Here is a 16582-nt window from a genome sequence, read left to right as displayed (position 1 = left end):
CGTCTGACCTCTCTCCAAACCTCTCTCCTAAAAGGAGAGAGGCTTTGAGGCTTACTCCCCAACGCTCGTAGGGAAGGGGCTGGGGGTTAGGTCTGTATTCCATGTGATTGAGAACCGTTATAAATCAAAATGACGCCGAAAACGGGGATCAATATTGTCTGTTTTCAGTTGATTGCAAGTAAAGCAAAGAGTTTGTAAATTGCTGATATCGTTTTGACCACCACGAGCCAGGGGAATGATATGGTCAATGCTGAGGTTAGTTTCTACAGTAGTTTTACCACAACTTCGGCATTGGTATTTGTCACGTTGAAAAACATACTTCTTTACTTCCAATGGGATGCGAATACGGGGAGTTTTGCTCATTTGTTTTTAGCTGCTAAGAAATTCTGACAAGCTGGGAACATCTACCCAACTTGCTTTTTGATGAGATTCATGAGATAAATCCATCAACAACTGAGAATAAATTCCTTCTCGTAGCGATGGTATAATTTCCTGATTGCGCTCAATTCCTTGTACCCATTGGTCTACTACACGGATAAATGCACAAATGCGCCCATCAGCATAATTTTTGGGAAAAATTAACCGATTTGGTATTTCTATTTCCGTTAGAGGTTTACCTGGCTGGGAACCCCAAACCCGAAAACCATGTATATAATCTTTTTGATTTTCACTGCCCACAATTAATGTACCGCGATCGCCATATACTTCTACCCAATGGGTTCTTGCTGCATGAACAACGGCACTGATAGCAACTTGGCAAGGTGTGCCATCTGCTAATTCCAGTGTTAATATACAGTTGTCATCTGTATCCACTGCCTTAGATTCTCCACTAACAGGGTCAACTCGTGTGGGAATCGCAGTAGTCAAATGGGCGTTTAATCTACGAACTGGCCCAAAAAGCCAGTGAATATAATCGAAGGCGTGGGAACCTAAAGATCCCAATGCACCGCCTCCTTTATCTTTGTCAGAATACCAATTCCAAGGGCGGGAAGTATCAGCGCGAGAAGAACCTAACCAATCAATTTTAATTAAGCGCAACTTACCCACATAGTCTTCTGATAATAATTCAGCAAACAACTGCCATCCTGGTACAAAGCGGAATTCAAAATCTACAGTTGCAATTAGGCTTTTTTCTTTAGCTAACTGATAAAGTTCTTTAGCCTCAACTGCATTTAAAGTTGTCGGTTTTTCTAGTAATAAATGTTTCCCCGCTTGGAGTACAGTTTTTGCCATTTCGTAGTGCAAAAATGGCGGTGTAGAGATGCTGACAGCTTGCACTTCTGGTAATGCCACAATATCTGTAAGTGAATCGGAGGCGTGAGGGATATTATGGGATTCGGCTATGGCTTTGGCTTTATTTATATCTCGGTGATAAATAGCAACAACCTCAGTTTGAGGATGTGCTTGGAATCCAGGGATGTGGACTTTTTGACCGAATCCAGTACCTGCGATCGCAACTCCAATCATATTATTTTTATTCCCATATTTATCTGATTTTTATTATTCATATAGCGGTTCCCATTCAGATGCAGTACAAGGTTACATCACGAGGTGTAGGGGCACGGCAATGCCGTGCCCCTACGGGTGTACCTCACGTAAATGATAACTGCTATAGTAAATTTTATAATACTTCATTAACTCAGCATTAAAAAGAAAGTGGCTCTGAAACTCAGAGCCACTCTTAAAACTATATTCTGAAACTTTTTAACCTTTCACAATATCCTGATGTGGATGTGTGAAAATTTACTTCTTAGCTTCAGCAATGGGCACCCATTCAGTATGGAAGCTTCCCGGCTTATCGAGACGCAGGTAAGTATGTGCGCCAAAGTAATCGCGTTGTGCTTGAGTTAGATTTTGAGGTAAGCGATCGCGGCGATAGCTGTCAAAATAATCCAAGGATGCACTAAATGCGGGTACTGGAATTCCTACTGTTGCAGCTGTCGCAATCACTTCCCGCCAAGCAGTCTGTCTATCGAGAATTGTCTGCTTAAATTCGGGAGCTAACAGCAAGTTAGGCAAAGCTGGATTTTCGCTAAAAGCCTTTTTAATCTTATTCAAAAAGCGAGCGCGAATAATACAACCACCTTTCCAAATCCGCGCCATTTCGCCCAGATCCAAATTCCAGTTATATGTTTTTGAAGCTGTGGATAGCAACGCCATCCCTTGAGCATAAGAACAGATTTTTGAGCAATAGAGAGCATCGCGTACTTTATTGATAAAGTCCTTAGTTTGCCCGTCATACTTGCCACTGGGTCCGGTGAGGACTTTCGATGCTGCAACCCGCTCCTCTTTAATAGAAGATATAATCCGGGCATTAACTGCTGCTGTAATTGTGGGAATAGCAACTCCCAATTCCAACGCAGTTTGCACAGTCCAGCGTCCAGTTCCCTTTTGACCGGCTGCGTCAACAATCAAATCTACCAGGGGTTTATTTGTTTCTGGGTCAAGATATGGGAAGATATTCTTCGTAATCTCAATCAAAAATGAATCGAGTTCATCGGTGGTGTTCCATTCAGCAAACACATCATGTAGCTGACTGGGGTTTAATCCAGCGACATTTTTCAGCAAGTCGTAGGCTTCAGCAATTAGCTGCATATCGCCATACTCAATACCATTGTGTACCATTTTGACATAGTGGCCAGAACCACCAGGGCCAATATAGGTTACACAAGGGCCATCATCTACTTGGGCAGCAATTTTGTTGAAAATTGGTGATAAAAACTCGTAAGAGCTTGTTGTACCTCCAGGCATCAGTGAAGGGCCATTCAGCGCTCCTTCTTCACCGCCACTGACACCCATACCAAGATACCGAAGCCCTGCGGGTTCTAATTCCTGAGTGCGTCGTTCTGTATCTTCAAACCAAGAGTTGCCACCGTCGATAATGATATCGCCTTCGTCTAACAAGGGTTTGAGTTGAGCAATCACCGCATCCACTGGCTTACCAGCTTGCACCATTACTAGAATTTTGCGGGGACGTTCCAATAAGGCAACGAATTCTTCTAGAGTAAAGGCGGCTTTGACGTTCCTTCCTGGCGCACGTTGCGCCATAAACGCATCCGTTTTTTCTCGGGAGCGGTTGTAAACTGCAATTGGGAAGCCATTGCGCTCCACGTTGAGAGCGATGTTCTCACCCATAACGGCTAATCCAATCACACCAAAGCTTTGTAGTGTCATAAAAAATTTCTGGGCTAACTCTTGCAGATCCTTTTACTTTAAGGGTAGTCCGATATTTTCCCTTCTCCCCTAAAGAAGACCTTAAGACTTGATATAAATGACAAATATCCACAACTAACAGGGATAATTAATTTTAATTTGTATCTAAATCAACAATTGACTTGCAAAATTGTTAATTAAGGGATTGGGGACTGGGGATTAGGGACTGGGGACTGAGAAATTCTTTCCTAGTACCCAATACCCAATACCCAATCCCCAATCCCCAATAGTGAAAGGAGTAACCAAATAATGCTGGCATTTGTCCTAGCTTTGGTGGTCGGTCTTGGTAGTTTAGCCATTTATATAGCAGCTTTCTTTTTTCCAGAAATCCATCGCAAGAATGACTTTATCTGGAGTGGTGTAGGGCTGTTCTACGCCTTAGTATTATGGGTGTTTGCACCACGCATCACTGGGGGTTTGTTGCTGGGTCATGTGGCAAGTGTGGCTCTTTTGGTCTGGTTTGGCTGGCAAACTCTATCATTACGTCGGCAATTGACCCCCCAGGCACAACAAACCCAAGTACCCAGTGCTGAGACGGTGAGAACTGGCATTCAGGAACAGGTAAATAAGTTGTCCCTTCAGGAACGGCTGGGCCAGTTGCAAAAAGGTCTTGGTAGCACCTTCAGTGGCGTGAAAGACAAGGTGCAACAGACTGGGAGTAAAAAAACACCCACAACCCCCAAACCTGAAGACATTACCTCTGTAATAGCAGAGAAACCTGCTGTTGAGATTATCCACAAAACAACTGCTATACCAGAACAACCAGCAGAGGAGACAGTTACTACTGACACCGAAGCCAAAACCGAGAGTGTACCGGAAGCGATTCCACCACATCCCCCATCTCCTGAGTTGGTGGAAGCCGCGCAGCCAGATTTTGAAATTGAGGACAAGCAACCGATTCCTGTAGAAGAAATTGCTCCAGATGCGGTACTCGCTCCCCCGGCGGAAACGCCACGGGAACAAATACCACCTAATCAAGCTAGTTGAATGTAGTGGAACCCAGCGTTAACCTAATATGATGTTGGGTTTCACTATTTCCATCAGGCTATTTTAGGGCTAATTTCAAACGCTAATTCAGAACGATACTAACTAGGAATAACAATTATGAACATCCAACTTAAGGCGGAATACGAGCAATTTATACAAACCCGAATTGCTACAGGTAGATATGAAAATGCTGAAGATGTGATTGCTAAAGCATTGAAACTGCTGGAAGAATGGGAAAAGGGTTATAAGGAATGGGAAGAAGAAACCCATAAAAAAATAGCTGTTGGGCTTGCTTCTATAGAACGTGGAGATGTAATAGACGGCGAAGTGGTGATGGCGCGACTGTCAGAAAAATTACGCCAACAGAAAGCCCTTGCTGTTTAGCTTCTTGTGCAAGATACTGTTCTAATTCTGGTGGCAAGTTCAGGGTTAAGGTCATAAGTCTCTTTTGAGTGACACCATATATTTTAAACCTGCCAAACCAGAAAGATTTAGATTACCTACGAATACAGAGATATCCCTCAAAGACTATCGTCTTGTATTCTCTATACGGGTTTTCTCTACATGAGCTTTACGTGTCAGCAGTTGCAGATTATCTATGGTAGTTAAACCACCTTGAGACATAGGTTTAATGTGATCAATTTGAAAATCTCTCCGCATCTGAGTTTTAACTCCACTGGCTGCACAAGTTATAAACCCTTTTGTATCTGTTTGCTTGGCGAATACAGCATTTTTAATTTTTCTGTATTCAAGAATATCTCGCTCTTTGATTTCATATAGAGTTAATTTCTCTATTGGTACAGTGTCAGGAATTACACTTGGTATTGATATGGATACATTACCGTATATATCTGGATTAGTAATCTTCCTAATTTCATCGTCCAATTGCTTCATGAAATATAACTGGTTGTAGCTGAATATAACTTGCCAAAAAGACTTTTCATCATTCCAAATTGAGTTGATATAGTCAGACTCTGCTCTACGACCTAACGAATTATCGTAGATATGTCTTGCTACGATAGATAAATCACACTTTCTTCTCTCGCTAAAAGCTAGAAATGCTGGTGGGATTTGCTTTTGAGCATAGAAACGCAAGATATTTTTTACATCTTCATCTCTGTAACCAAGCAAAGTTTGATAGTCATGAAAATAAATTTGCTTTGCAGTTTGCCAAAGCTTTTCAAGTTCTGGTTCGGTCAATATTTCCCTATCTTGTAAATCAATACTTTGGAATAGAGTCTTCAAATCGTTAACAAAATTGTCGTATGCTTCTTCTGTATCGTCATACAACAATACATCATAAGGTCTAGGATTAGGCTCATATCCTTCGGATGGTTCGAGAATGGAAAAATGATAAATTCCAATAGGAATCCTCTTCAAAAAGTCTAGTTTTTCTAAACCACTAGTATCAATGGAGTTATCCATGATACGAGCGAATTCTTCGATCATTTCAATAGATATCAGCCGAGCAGTTCTATTATTTGATGGAATTCCTTTTACAATAAATTCTGCATCTTCTTCAAAATGAAGTTTTTCTGGGTTCACCCAGTTAATTTTGTTTTCCCAGTTATCAATAAAACTGACCACGTAAGCGTTTTCTGTACCGCCTGCTTTTTGCCCACGCAAAGCCCGACCAATCATTTGTGTCATTAGTATTGTAGAGGCGGTTGGTCGTGTAAGAAAAACAGTTTGTAGCTTAGGTAAATCTGTTCCTTCAGTCAACATTTCTACATTTATCAATACTTCAAGCTCTCCATTTCTGAATTTTCTGATTTTTCCTTGGCAGAAAATGTAGCACCTGTAGTTAAATCTTTAACTGAAGATACAACAAAATCAGAATTAACTTTTTTAGCTTTAAACAGTGCGTTTAAAGTTATTGCGTGTTCTACATCAATTGCAAATAATAGAAGTAGCTTGTATTTTTTCCTATTGTTAATATAATGGTCAACAATTTGATTGTTACGCGTACTAGATTGAGCAATCTTCTCAGCAATGTCCTTTGGCAGCCTGTCAAAATCTTCGATATTTTTGATTTGCCTTGCATTCAATTCATTCAATTTTTGCTTGATTTCTATGTTCGTTTTTAAGTTCTCAAAAATCGGTTCAGCAAGGATTCCCCTGGCAATTAAATTTCTCAGATGTTCGGAAAAGATAATATCATTTGGAAAAACTAACTTTAGCAAACTCTTCTCACTCTCATCTGTTCTAAAGGGGGTAGCCGTTAGTCCCAGCATTTTAAAGCCGTTATTATGACCTCGTTTTTTTAGATTATCCTTGACAGCATTAATCAATTTACGATATGTCTTAGCTGTTGCATGGTGCGCTTCATCTACAACCAAAAGAACTTCCTGTAAGTGACCGACCCAGTTGTTCAACAAGTGATCAAGCCCACTGTTTAGACTATCTTTACTGGCAATGATGATGTCATCCGTCTTTTCAATGTTTACAGGTCGATCATGTTTAGGATGACCTGAGATAATGCGGTATCTAAATCCTGATACATTACTCAATAATGATGAATAGGCACTAAGTTGAAGTGTCTCAAGTGCTTGGTCAAGTAATTCATGGCGATGAGCAATCCACAGAACCTTTTTATTTTTGTTAATAAAATTACGTAGTAGCCAGTGAACTGCCGTTAAAGTTTTTCCGCCACCCGTAGGTAGAACTAGCAAGCCTTCAAAGGCATTTTTATTAGTTTCATTCAGTGCTTTGATTGCTTCGTTCTGGTGGGAGTATAGCTCTTTGGGAGCCTCACCCCTTTTTACTTCGATTAGACCTGCGTATGTAACTTGAACAGTTGTCATAATATCTAAAATCCTAGAAAGACAGTGCTTTAGGGGAAAGGCTGGAACTAGGGCTAAATCAACGGATTGCAGCAATTCATTACCCTAATTGTCAGTATTCCCAAACCCAGAGCGCTGTCTAACTAATTACCAGGATATTTATTTAGAATTAGGTGAATAAGTTGTTCTTTCAGGAACGGCTAGTCCAGTTGCAAAAAGGTCTTGGTAGCACCTTCAGTGGCGCGAAAGACAAGGTGCAACAGACTGTGAGTAAAAAGACACCCACAACCCCCAAACCTTAAGACATTACCTCTGTTTTGGCAGAGCAACCTGTTATTGAGATTATCGAAAAAACTACTGTCATACCCGAACAACCAGCAGAGGAGACAGTTACTACCAACACCGAAGTAAAAATCGAGACTGTACCGGAAGCGATACCACCACATCCCCCATCTGCTGAATTGGTGGAAGCAGCCCAACCAGATTTTGAAATTGAGGACAAACAACCAATTCCTGTAGAAGAAATTACTCCAGATGCGGTACTCGCTCCGCCGGCGGAAACACCATCGGAACAAATACCACCAAATAATCAGCCTAGTTGAATGTAGTGAAACCCAACGTTAACCTAAGATGATATTGGGTTTCACTATTTCCATCAGGCTATTTTAGGGAAGCTACCCTGCATAAGGATTACCGATTCTGTCTACAGAGACGTTGGAGGAGAATGGCAAACGACCAGGATTTAAGCGTGGTTCAGCTGCATAGCCAACAGGAACTAAAACAGCGATCGCTAAATCTGGATTATCCCCAGCACCAATCACTTCTTTTACCTTGTCTTCAAGCCAACCATTCATAAAACAGGTAGATAAACCCAGACTTTCGGCTGCTAAGACTAAATGGGTAGCAGCAATAATCGCATCTTTGATCGCATACTCCCGTTGCTTGTCTCCCAGCCCCTGTTGAAATTGCGGAATAGCACTTTTAAAATAATTCGCTGTGCCTTCATTCCATGCCCCAGTTGCAAGAGCCTGTTCAATTATCGGGGTCAAGTTTTTTTCAGATGCACTGGCATCGGCAGCGAACACAAAGGTAACTGGTGCTTGGATAATTTGCTGTTGATTCCACGATGCTGCTGATAAGGCTGCTTTTTGCGCCTCATCTTGCACGAGAATAATTTGCCACCCTTGAATATTATAGCTGCTGGGCGCTGCCACGGTCAACTCTACCAGTTGCTTGAGCAGTTCTGGGGCGATGGGGTCTGTTTTAAAGGTTTTGATAGAACGACGTTTAGCGATCGCACTGGGTACATCTAAAGGTTGGATTTGAGTGATGGAACTCATGATATTCTCCTGATTGTTGGGTTATGACCAAATAATTTGTAATTCATAATTAGGATACAAGCAAATTTATTTATTCTTGAAACAAAAATAAAAACCTCCACCCGCAAGGGGATGGAGTTTCCCGCCGTTTTCAATAAATCCAACCTAAAGACCAATACAGTTCAGTTAAGGCTAAAACTGTTTGCCCAAGTCAATTTTTTTAAGTGCCACCACAGCTTGAACTAACTCTTCTGGATCAAGGGGTTTGGTAACGTGCCGTTGATAGCCACTGGTTATAGCTCGCTGGGAATCCTCAACTCTGGCATAAGCAGTCAAAGCGATCGCGGGAATCTGTCCGCCTTTTTCGGGGGTTAAAGTGCGGATTTGTTGAATCAGGGTATAGCCATCAACTTCGGGCATTCCAATATCACTGACTAAGACATCGGGTTGAAAGGACTCTAGGTTTGCCAACACTTCTGCCGCAGAGGAAACAGTCAGGACTTGCGCTCCGTATTCAGCAAGCAATACTGTTAATAGCTCACGGGCATCAGGGTCATCATCAACTGTGAGGACTCGAATCCCTGTAAGTTCGAGTGCTGGTTGTGGCAACTCATCTGTCTGCTTAATTTCCGGTTCAATATTCAGCAGTGGCAGCTGGACTGTAAAGGTGGCTCCCAAGCCAACACCTGGACTATCAGCCATGATGGTGCCGCCGTGAGCCTCAACTAACTGCCGGACGATCGCTAACCCCAATCCTAACCCGCCATACTTACGAGTAATTGAGACATCTTCCTGACGAAATGACTCAAAAATATGTGGGAGAAACTCAAGGTTAATGCCTTTACCAGTATCACTGACGGTAATCTGCGCCTGATTATCGACTAGCTCTAGTCGGATTTCTACCCGTCCTCCGTTAGGGGTAAACTTGATCGCGTTAGAAAGTAAATTCCAAACGATCTGTTGCAGGCGGTTAGGATCTCCAGAGACTTGCCCAATGTTCGGCAGTACCGGATGCAACAGAATTGATTTAGCAATCGCTGCGGTTCTTACCGTGTCGATCGCAGATTCAATCACAAATACCATATTCACAGGAGTAGCCTCGATGCTGAGTTTGCCGCGCAGAATCTTGGCGACATCGAGTAAGTCATCAATCAGTTGAGTTTGCAATTTGGCGTTGCGTTCAATGGTGGCTAGGGCTTCAGCCGTTTTGGTTTCACTAAATTTGCGGGTTTGCAGCAGTTTTGTCCAGCCGAGAATTGGGTTGAGAGGCGATCGCAATTCGTGGGAGAGAACCGCCAAAAATTCATCTTTGATCCGATTGGCGCGTTCGGCTTCGGCTCTGGCTGCTTGCTCTTGGGCAAGTAGGCGATTGCGTTCAACTTCCAGTTCCTTTTGATCGTGAATATCTGTGCAGGTGCCAAACCATTTTACTACCTGTCCCTGTTGGTCTTTTAGCGGCAGTCCCAGTACCAAATGCCAACGGTAGTTGCGATCAGCAGCTCTTTTAAAGCGGTATTCGTGGCGATAGCTACTGCCACGATCCACAGCATTCTTCCACATAGATTGAGCCGCTTGTCTATCGTCTGGATGAACAGCTGATAACCAACCCCGCCCTAAAATCTCTTCAAAGCTCAATCCGGTATAGTCACACAATCGTTGATTCGCGTAATCGCACGAACCACTGGCATTACAAGTCCAAACAAGTTGCGGAATCGCCTCTGCTAGGTAGCGGTAGCGTTCTTCACTTTGTCGTAATTCTTCCTCTACGTGTTTGCGATCGGTGATATCTTGCACGTTGCCCAGCATTCGTACCCCATTGCCCACAGCATCATAGAAAACCTTAGCTCTAGCTGCTAACCAGCGAATGCCATCAGGGTGTAAAATGCGGTAATCAGTTTCATAGTACTCTTGCTGTTGCTGAATAGTACGACTCACTATTTCATTGGCTGAGGTGCGATCGCCTGGGTGCAAGCGGCTTAAGCAGTCTTCAAAGCTGACTTCTTCTGTGGTTGGGTCAAAACCGAACAGATTGCAGTACTCTTCAGATACATAAGCGATGTTGCGGGTAATGTCCCAATCCCATACTCCCGATCGCGTAGCTTTGTACGCCAGTTTCAACCGGGCTTCGCTCTCCTGCAATAGGAGTTCTGTCTTTTTGCGCTCGGTGATGTCTCGTGAAATCAATAAGATTCGTTCCAGCTGCCCAAAAGCATCCAGAATCGGGCTAACGACCACTTCCCACCATTTGGCAGTGCCTTTTACAGTTGGGCAGTATCCGCGAAAAATGCTGATTTCACCTGTTTTAGCGGCAGCGAGTGCCTGTTCTGCCTGTTGCCGATAGCTGCCTTCCCAGAAACAGAGCCATTCAGTATTGAGATGGGAATTTAAGTCGTCAATTTCCATTAAACACAGTCCGCCTGTGTTCATGTACAGCAGCCGCCCATCAAGGCTTAATACTTTGATGCAGTCAGAAGTGCTTTCTAAAATGCGGTTCTTAAATTCTTCACTCTGGCGCAAAGCAAGCTCTGCCTGTTTGCGATCGGTGACATCATGATGGATGCCTGCCATTCGCAGGGGATTGCCCTGTTGATCGCGCGAAACTACTTTTCCGTGGTTGGAAATCCATTTCCACTCCCCAGACTTGGTTAACATCTGATATTCAAATTTGTAAGACACCGAATCGTCCTGAAGATGGGCATTCAACCGTTCCATCACCCAAACTTTATCGTCAGGATGAATTAGTCGCTCCCAACTGCTAAAGTCATCCGGTAACTCTCCTTTTTCATATCCCAGCATTTCCAGCCATCTGGAACTTAAATAATCTTCATTAGTAATAATGTTCCAATCCCATAGACCGCCACCAGAACCTTCTAGTGCCATTTGCAGGCGTTCTTCACTGTCTCGCAGCGTTTGCTCTGCCTGTTTGTGTTCGCTGATGTCTTCGGCAATACCTGCAAACCGATAAATTTCTCCTGTTTCATCTCGAAGAGGAAAACAGCGATCGTGAACCCAGCGAATACTACCATCGGGTAAAATAATCCGATATTCTTCATCAAATTTACCTGCGATAGCTTTTTCATGAAACGCTCTGTCTGTCGCTTCTCGATCCTCTGGGTGAATGCGATCGACCCATGCTTGTTGTCCTTGATACAATTCCTGCGGGTTCAATCCCCACAGTTTTTTATATGCAGGACTGACATAGCTAACTTGATTTTCCGACACCTCTTTGATCCAGAACACCGCATCAATATTTTCTGCGAGTTGGCGAAAACGTTCTTCACTCTCACGCAGAATTTCGGCTGACTTTTTGCGTTCGGTAATATCTAAATCAATCCCCGCCATCTGAATCGGTTGCCCGTCTTGGTCGTATAGCACCTTGCCCTGGCTGAGTGCCCACCGAATTTTGCCGTTGGGATATACTACCCGAAATTCAATGTCATAGTCTTCTCCTGTGGCGACAGCACGCTCGACGGCTGCCAGCACGCGATCGCGATCGTCTGGGTGCAACCGCGCAGCAAACATCTCGAATGAGCCGTCAAATTCTCCTCGTTGTAGTCCAAATGAGGCTTCCAGGTTATCCGACCAGGAAATTTTTCCCGTCTGGATGTTCCAGTTCCATGTTCCCATCCGAGAGGCTGACAGTGCTAATCGTAGCCATTGTTCGTTCTCCCGTAATTCTGCTTCTACCCGTTTGCGATCAGTCAGTTCATTCTGTGCTTGCTGATAGAGTTGCGCCTGTCGAATTGCAATGCCAACTTGAATCGCCAGTTCTTTGAGCAAGTCGATCTCTAAGGGTTTCCAGCTTCGAGGAGTTGCACAGTTATGAGCAATTAGCAACCCCCAAAAGTGGTCATCGTAAATAATTGGCACGACCAGATTAGCTTTCACTTGAAACTGAGCCAACAATTCAACGTGACAGGGATCAATAGTGCTATCTTGAATATCAAATATCGCCGTTACGTAACCCTGACGATAGCGTTGGATATAATTTTCGACAAAGGCGGGATCGTAGGTAACATTTTCCGACGGATTCCATGCCAGGTAGTTCTCAGCGAGGCAGGGATCGTACATAGTGCGGGAGAGCAGCGATCGCCACTCTGCCCCAACTGATTCTGATATTACTGTGCCATCTCCGTCAGGTTTTAACTGAAAAACCAAGACGCGATCGGTGTGCAGAAATTCTCGCACTTCGGTTACAGTTGTCTGAAGAATTTCATCCAGACTCAGCGATTGGTGAATTTTTCGGGTAATATATGAGACTACGCGCTCTCGCTCAATCCGCTGTTGTAGTTGGGTGCGTAGCTGCACTGTTTCAATTGCCGTATTTACAGCTATTTGCAGCCCTTCTGGGGTAATTTGCCCTTTGACAATATAATCTTGTGCGCCCGCTTTCATCGCCTTAACTGCGATCGCCTCATTGCCTTGCCCGGTGACGACAATCACAGGTAAGCAAGGCTGCTGGCTCAATAGTTGCAATTGTGCCAGAAATTCCAGTCCATCTAAGTCGGGCAATCGATAATCAAGCAACACAGCATCAGGCTGATGTTGCTGCCAAAGTTCTAGCCCTTGTTGTCCTAGCGTTGCTTCTAGAATATTGTAAGAATATTCGCGATCGCGCAGCAAATACCGCCGATAGAGTTCTCGATCTTCTGGGGAATCATCGACAATTAAGAGAGTGCGCTGTTGCTGAGACATTGTGAATTAATTAATCAAGTAGATATTAACCCACCTTCCGCAGGTTAGTATAGAAAATTTGACATTTTTCAAGAAATGTTAAAATCCTTCATTAACGCCAGGATCTTACCATATTAGATAGAATTTATGGAATCCCTCTTGACATCTGCTTTGCATTAATTTGTTTGATAATTTTAATGTATAATTTTATTCCTGCGTACTTATGAAATTTATATCACTTTTCCCAGAGAATAATCTATAAATATTTACTCAGTAATACAAATTATCGATGAAGATCGTCATAGCAATTCTAAATCATTTGGGAGAGATGAAATCGCTGAAAAACTTATAAATAGGTGATTATAATCTTATTAGGGACTTCCAAAGAATAAATCATTCCAAGAAAAACTAGCTTTTTTTGTAAGCTTCACCCCATTTTGATATCTTTCCTGTACTAGCTTAACGGCTGGATGTTTTCCGTTCCATTTCATAGTGCTAGCAAAATTTAAAGCCGTTTCTAGTTCATCTAAAATACTGCCAATGAAGATGATTTTCTAGTACTGCACATGTCCAATCTAATTGGATTATCGGAAATTAAAAGGTTTAAGAACCTGCAATCTAGATATAGCACCCATTTCAGTCCTTCTCTACGAGAGGCTGCGCCAACGGCTACGCTCAGGAACCATCGGGGTTTAAATCCCCCGTTAGGAAGAGCGTCAGTTGCTACAACGCGGGGAACCCGCGCAAGGCACTTCTCAACTCTTGGAGACGCACTCGCGTTCGTCTGAACTGTCTTTAATTTGGAATTTTGTTAGCGCCGGCGGCAAGCGAGTCCGCGTACTCTTTCAGAGAAGCAAGCTACGCTTTTAGCGTCTCGTAGAGAGCGTCATTTTGAATTTTGAATTGTTAATGAGGCTATACCCTCTGCCACTTTGCGGTTAACTGGAGTGTCAGCTAGTTTAAGAGCTAAGGTGTGTTGCTTGCTATTGTAGGTGAACCTTAAACGCAACCTGTCCCTGAAGCACTCTATATGTACAGTCCCTGTTGGAGCCTTGGACATAGGATATAAAATTAGGATACTAATCTGATACTAAAACTAGGTCAGATTTGTGTCAATAAGAGGTAAAAACTGATGATGTTTAAATCCAGTTACTTCTGAAACCCTTACTATATATAGATTCTAAATGGACGTAACTGGATTCGAACCAGTGACTTCTACGATGTCAACGTAGCGCTCTAACCAACTGAGCTATACGTCCTTAACCACACAATCACTAATAGTAGCATATACTTATCTGGAAATGCAAGTCAAATCCTCTTCCCTGGTGCCGCCACCAAAAATATCTGATTTACAGTGTCTTTAAATTTCTCGAATCCAAAATGCCAATCCTCCTCCACGACCGCGAGCTGCAATGAAATTTTCCGTCACTAAAAAGAAGGCAAAGAAGGGTAGTTTAGCTATGGGTTGCTTGTAGAAATCTTCTGTTTGAACTTTGCCAGAACGGATTGCTCTGTTGTAAACAATATGACCAAACAGACTGATAAGCATCTGGTTAAAGTCAAACGCCAATAAATTTTTCTTACCTAAATATTGCACTGGTCCCGTGAGCTTCAATAAAACTGGGCTGAATTCAACCTGATTAGCAATTTCACCTCTGCCTGAATCCTGTTCCCAGGTGGCATTAAAGGAAATATAGATTGCGATAAACTTGGGTACATACAAACCCTTGCCTAAAACAATTCCCCCGCGTTCTCTGACTTTCTTAGTACCAGTGGCAAAGCAAAGTTGCCATTTACCTAGAAGAGACTCAAGCGGATAAGTCAATCGTTGCCCCTTGGCAGCTTTTTCTGCTTGTAGCAACGCATTTACTAATATTTCAGCACTCGGGCGTATGCCTCCCTGCCCTCGATACGCAGCCGCAGTCTGGGATAGGACGGTAACAAAGTCAACAGATGTCAAATTAGCCATCATGAAGGCACTCTGGATTTAACTATTTCTTTACTTTTCTGATAAATTGTAGCGTTTATATGTTTTGTATCCTTCGATCTCAGGAGACATCTACCTCACATCCCGGATGGTGTGGGGTCAGACTTTCAGCTTTCAACACAATAGTTCATTTGTTCGCGTTGAAAGTGCTGTGACTGAAGTCCCCACCACACCAGAAAAATATATTATATACGTATTTATTTAAGTAACTATTTCATTAAACTTAGGCTTTATTAAAAATTCATATATTTTCTGCTTTAGTTAGTTAAATATGCCAATTAAAAGTTTATTTTATATAGATCATTTTTTGAGAAAGTTCAGTAATATTCCTCTTTTAATAATAACTTATATATAAATATACTATTAATAAGTTGTGCTGGGTTAGTTGATTAAAAAACGTTAATGATTCCAGGTATATCTATTTGCTAACTCTCGATCAAACCAATTTAATAGTGTTAAAATAACCGCTCTTTTTTTATCAGCCAGAAGTGAAACTACGCTTTGCCTTGTAATAAAGGTGATTGAGGGAGGTTTGGTTATTGTTAGCGAATTAATGTACTAACAGTAGTGGTCTATTCATTTATAAATCGCTGCGATCAGATTTTCTTGGACAACAGCACTATGATTTATCTTAGGAAATTGCGATTTTATTTACAACTAATAACAAACACAACTTCTTTAAGCTCTAAATATTTATCGACCCATTTTAGCAATTCCCATGCAACAATATATTTCTTCTTTGCTCATACTGATATTAGGAACAAGTTCGACTTTCATCATTACTCCATCTCAAGCTCAAACTCCGGTAAAAACCAACAGTCAAAATACTGATAAGATTATCTCCATATCTTCAAATTCACCTTCCGCTATCCAATTGAGTAATTTTGCCAATTCTGCTAATAGTAAACCATCTATCCTCTCTGAGGCAGCTAAGAACTCATCTGCTGCTAATGCCGATATAACTGTAACTAAGCCTCAGCCAAGGATTCCTGTATTCAGCAGAATTTTTCCCACACCTTCAATGCAGCAATAATTAGCGGCTAAACACTTAGCTTACTTACTTGGACTAATAGGGATCTACATTAATAGACATCTCCAGAAATTAAATATGCGTCACCCAGAACCCTTGTAGAGACGTAGCACTGCTACGTCAAAACAATTCTTTTTCGGAAATGTCTATTGGACTCAACTGAGAACCTCTATATATGTAAGGTATACCTGATTTGTTTTATGCTTGCAACTTACAGAGCAGTAAACTAAACCATTGATTTGGATCTGTCCACACATGAAGAGGTAATAAACCTTGTACGGTGAGTTGCTGCTTGATAGTATTAATAGGGACTTCCAAAGAATAAATTATTCCAAGAAAAACAAGAGACAGGTTTTCTCAAGAATGATAATCATTTTAAGGGGGGAGAAAAGGGGTTGCCCTCGGCAACCCCTTTTCTCCCCCTCATCTATGTATGCATGAAGAATCTATACATTTGTCGTCTGCTTTGAAGTTAAACAGTGTAAAATTAGGGATCTTCAGTACTTGTTATGCTAAACTAATAATTAAAATGCCAATTCAATAAGCATCTTACTCTAAAATTATTAAAGTTTCTGAACCCATAAGCTGA

At 42.2% G+C, this 16582-nt stretch carries 14 protein-coding genes, 1 tRNA gene and 1 pseudogene; 5 read left to right on the top strand and 11 right to left on the bottom strand.

All coding sequences use genetic code 11. The annotated features are described in order from the left end of the window. Positions 1 to 117: 117 nt before the first annotated feature. The 3 genes from V7K50_RS12890 to gndA form a co-directional block, all read right to left on the bottom strand. Positions 118 to 363: an HNH endonuclease gene (locus V7K50_RS12890; RefSeq protein WP_334960499.1), complete on the bottom strand. Its 246-nt coding sequence runs from the start codon at positions 361 to 363 to the stop codon at positions 118 to 120. A 6-nt stretch (positions 364 to 369) separates the two neighbouring features. Continuing rightward, the gene (locus V7K50_RS12885) at positions 370 to 1467 is read right to left on the bottom strand and encodes a Gfo/Idh/MocA family protein (protein ID WP_334960497.1); all 1098 of its coding nucleotides are present in this window, start codon (positions 1465 to 1467) and stop codon (positions 370 to 372) included. Positions 1468 to 1743: 276 nt separating this feature from the next. Continuing rightward, complete coding sequence (gndA, locus tag V7K50_RS12880; RefSeq protein ID WP_334960495.1) at positions 1744 to 3174, bottom strand: NADP-dependent phosphogluconate dehydrogenase; 1431 nt, start codon at positions 3172 to 3174, stop codon at positions 1744 to 1746. A gap of 288 nt (positions 3175 to 3462) precedes the next feature. Here gndA and V7K50_RS12875 point away from each other — a divergent pair, with 288 nt between their 5' ends. Together V7K50_RS12875 and V7K50_RS12870 are read left to right on the top strand one after the other, a co-directional pair. Then, complete coding sequence (locus tag V7K50_RS12875) at positions 3463 to 4200, top strand: Ycf66 family protein (RefSeq protein ID WP_334960493.1); 738 nt, start codon at positions 3463 to 3465, stop codon at positions 4198 to 4200. A gap of 117 nt (positions 4201 to 4317) precedes the next feature. Continuing rightward, positions 4318 to 4584, top strand: a complete 267-nt coding sequence (locus V7K50_RS12870) for a ribbon-helix-helix domain-containing protein (protein ID WP_334960491.1) — start codon at positions 4318 to 4320, stop codon at positions 4582 to 4584. A gap of 144 nt (positions 4585 to 4728) precedes the next feature. Here the strand turns inward: V7K50_RS12870 and V7K50_RS12865 are convergent, their stop codons facing one another. Beyond that, on the bottom strand, positions 4729 to 5940 hold the full coding sequence (locus V7K50_RS12865) for an HNH endonuclease (RefSeq protein ID WP_334960489.1): 1212 nt from the start codon (positions 5938 to 5940) through the stop codon (positions 4729 to 4731). Continuing rightward, positions 5937 to 7004, bottom strand: coding sequence for a DEAD/DEAH box helicase (locus V7K50_RS12860; protein ID WP_334960487.1), 1068 nt, complete (start codon positions 7002 to 7004; stop codon positions 5937 to 5939). The genes V7K50_RS12865 and V7K50_RS12860 overlap by 4 nt, the downstream gene beginning before the upstream one ends. Positions 7005 to 7156: 152 nt before the next feature. Here V7K50_RS12860 and V7K50_RS12855 point away from each other — a divergent pair, with 152 nt between their 5' ends. Continuing rightward, positions 7157 to 7285 carry a hypothetical protein gene (locus V7K50_RS12855; RefSeq protein ID WP_334960485.1) on the top strand — a complete coding sequence of 43 codons (129 nt, stop codon included), beginning with the start codon at positions 7157 to 7159 and terminating at the stop codon, positions 7283 to 7285. A 15-nt stretch (positions 7286 to 7300) separates the two neighbouring features. Then, positions 7301 to 7585, top strand: coding sequence for a hypothetical protein (locus tag V7K50_RS12850; RefSeq protein ID WP_334960483.1), 285 nt, complete (start codon positions 7301 to 7303; stop codon positions 7583 to 7585). Between the two features lie 72 nt (positions 7586 to 7657). Here V7K50_RS12850 and V7K50_RS12845 read toward each other — a convergent pair whose 3' ends face one another. The 6 genes and pseudogenes from V7K50_RS12845 to V7K50_RS12825 form a co-directional block, all read right to left on the bottom strand. After that, a complete protein-coding gene (locus tag V7K50_RS12845) occupies positions 7658 to 8323 on the bottom strand; it encodes a nitroreductase family protein (protein WP_334960481.1) in 666 nt (221 codons plus the stop codon). A gap of 171 nt (positions 8324 to 8494) precedes the next feature. Continuing rightward, positions 8495 to 12997 (bottom strand): PAS domain-containing protein, encoded by a 4503-nt coding sequence (locus tag V7K50_RS12840; RefSeq protein WP_334960479.1) that lies wholly within the window; start codon positions 12995 to 12997, stop codon positions 8495 to 8497. Positions 12998 to 13386: 389 nt separating this feature from the next. Continuing rightward, positions 13387 to 13555 (bottom strand): annotated as a pseudogene (locus tag V7K50_RS12835) (ISAzo13 family transposase); the annotation flags it as partial. A gap of 307 nt (positions 13556 to 13862) precedes the next feature. Beyond that, positions 13863 to 14036 carry an Arm DNA-binding domain-containing protein gene (locus tag V7K50_RS30695; protein WP_442944587.1) on the bottom strand — a complete coding sequence of 58 codons (174 nt, stop codon included), beginning with the start codon at positions 14034 to 14036 and terminating at the stop codon, positions 13863 to 13865. Positions 14037 to 14161: 125 nt separating this feature from the next. After that, a tRNA-Val gene (locus tag V7K50_RS12830) sits at positions 14162 to 14235 on the bottom strand. Between the two features lie 101 nt (positions 14236 to 14336). After that, on the bottom strand, positions 14337 to 14948 hold the full coding sequence (locus tag V7K50_RS12825; RefSeq protein WP_334960477.1) for a hypothetical protein: 612 nt from the start codon (positions 14946 to 14948) through the stop codon (positions 14337 to 14339). 733 nt (positions 14949 to 15681) lie between these two features. On the opposite strand from V7K50_RS12825, the gene V7K50_RS12820 reads away from it, so the two are divergent. Further along, positions 15682 to 15996 carry a hypothetical protein gene (locus V7K50_RS12820; RefSeq protein ID WP_334960475.1) on the top strand — a complete coding sequence of 105 codons (315 nt, stop codon included), beginning with the start codon at positions 15682 to 15684 and terminating at the stop codon, positions 15994 to 15996. The last annotated feature ends 586 nt before the right edge of the window (positions 15997 to 16582 follow it).

This window comes from Nostoc sp. (assembly GCF_036917135.1).
Classification (GTDB): domain Bacteria; phylum Cyanobacteriota; class Cyanobacteriia; order Cyanobacteriales; family Nostocaceae; genus Nostoc.
This window is presented reverse-complemented; position numbering and strand designations above follow the sequence as displayed.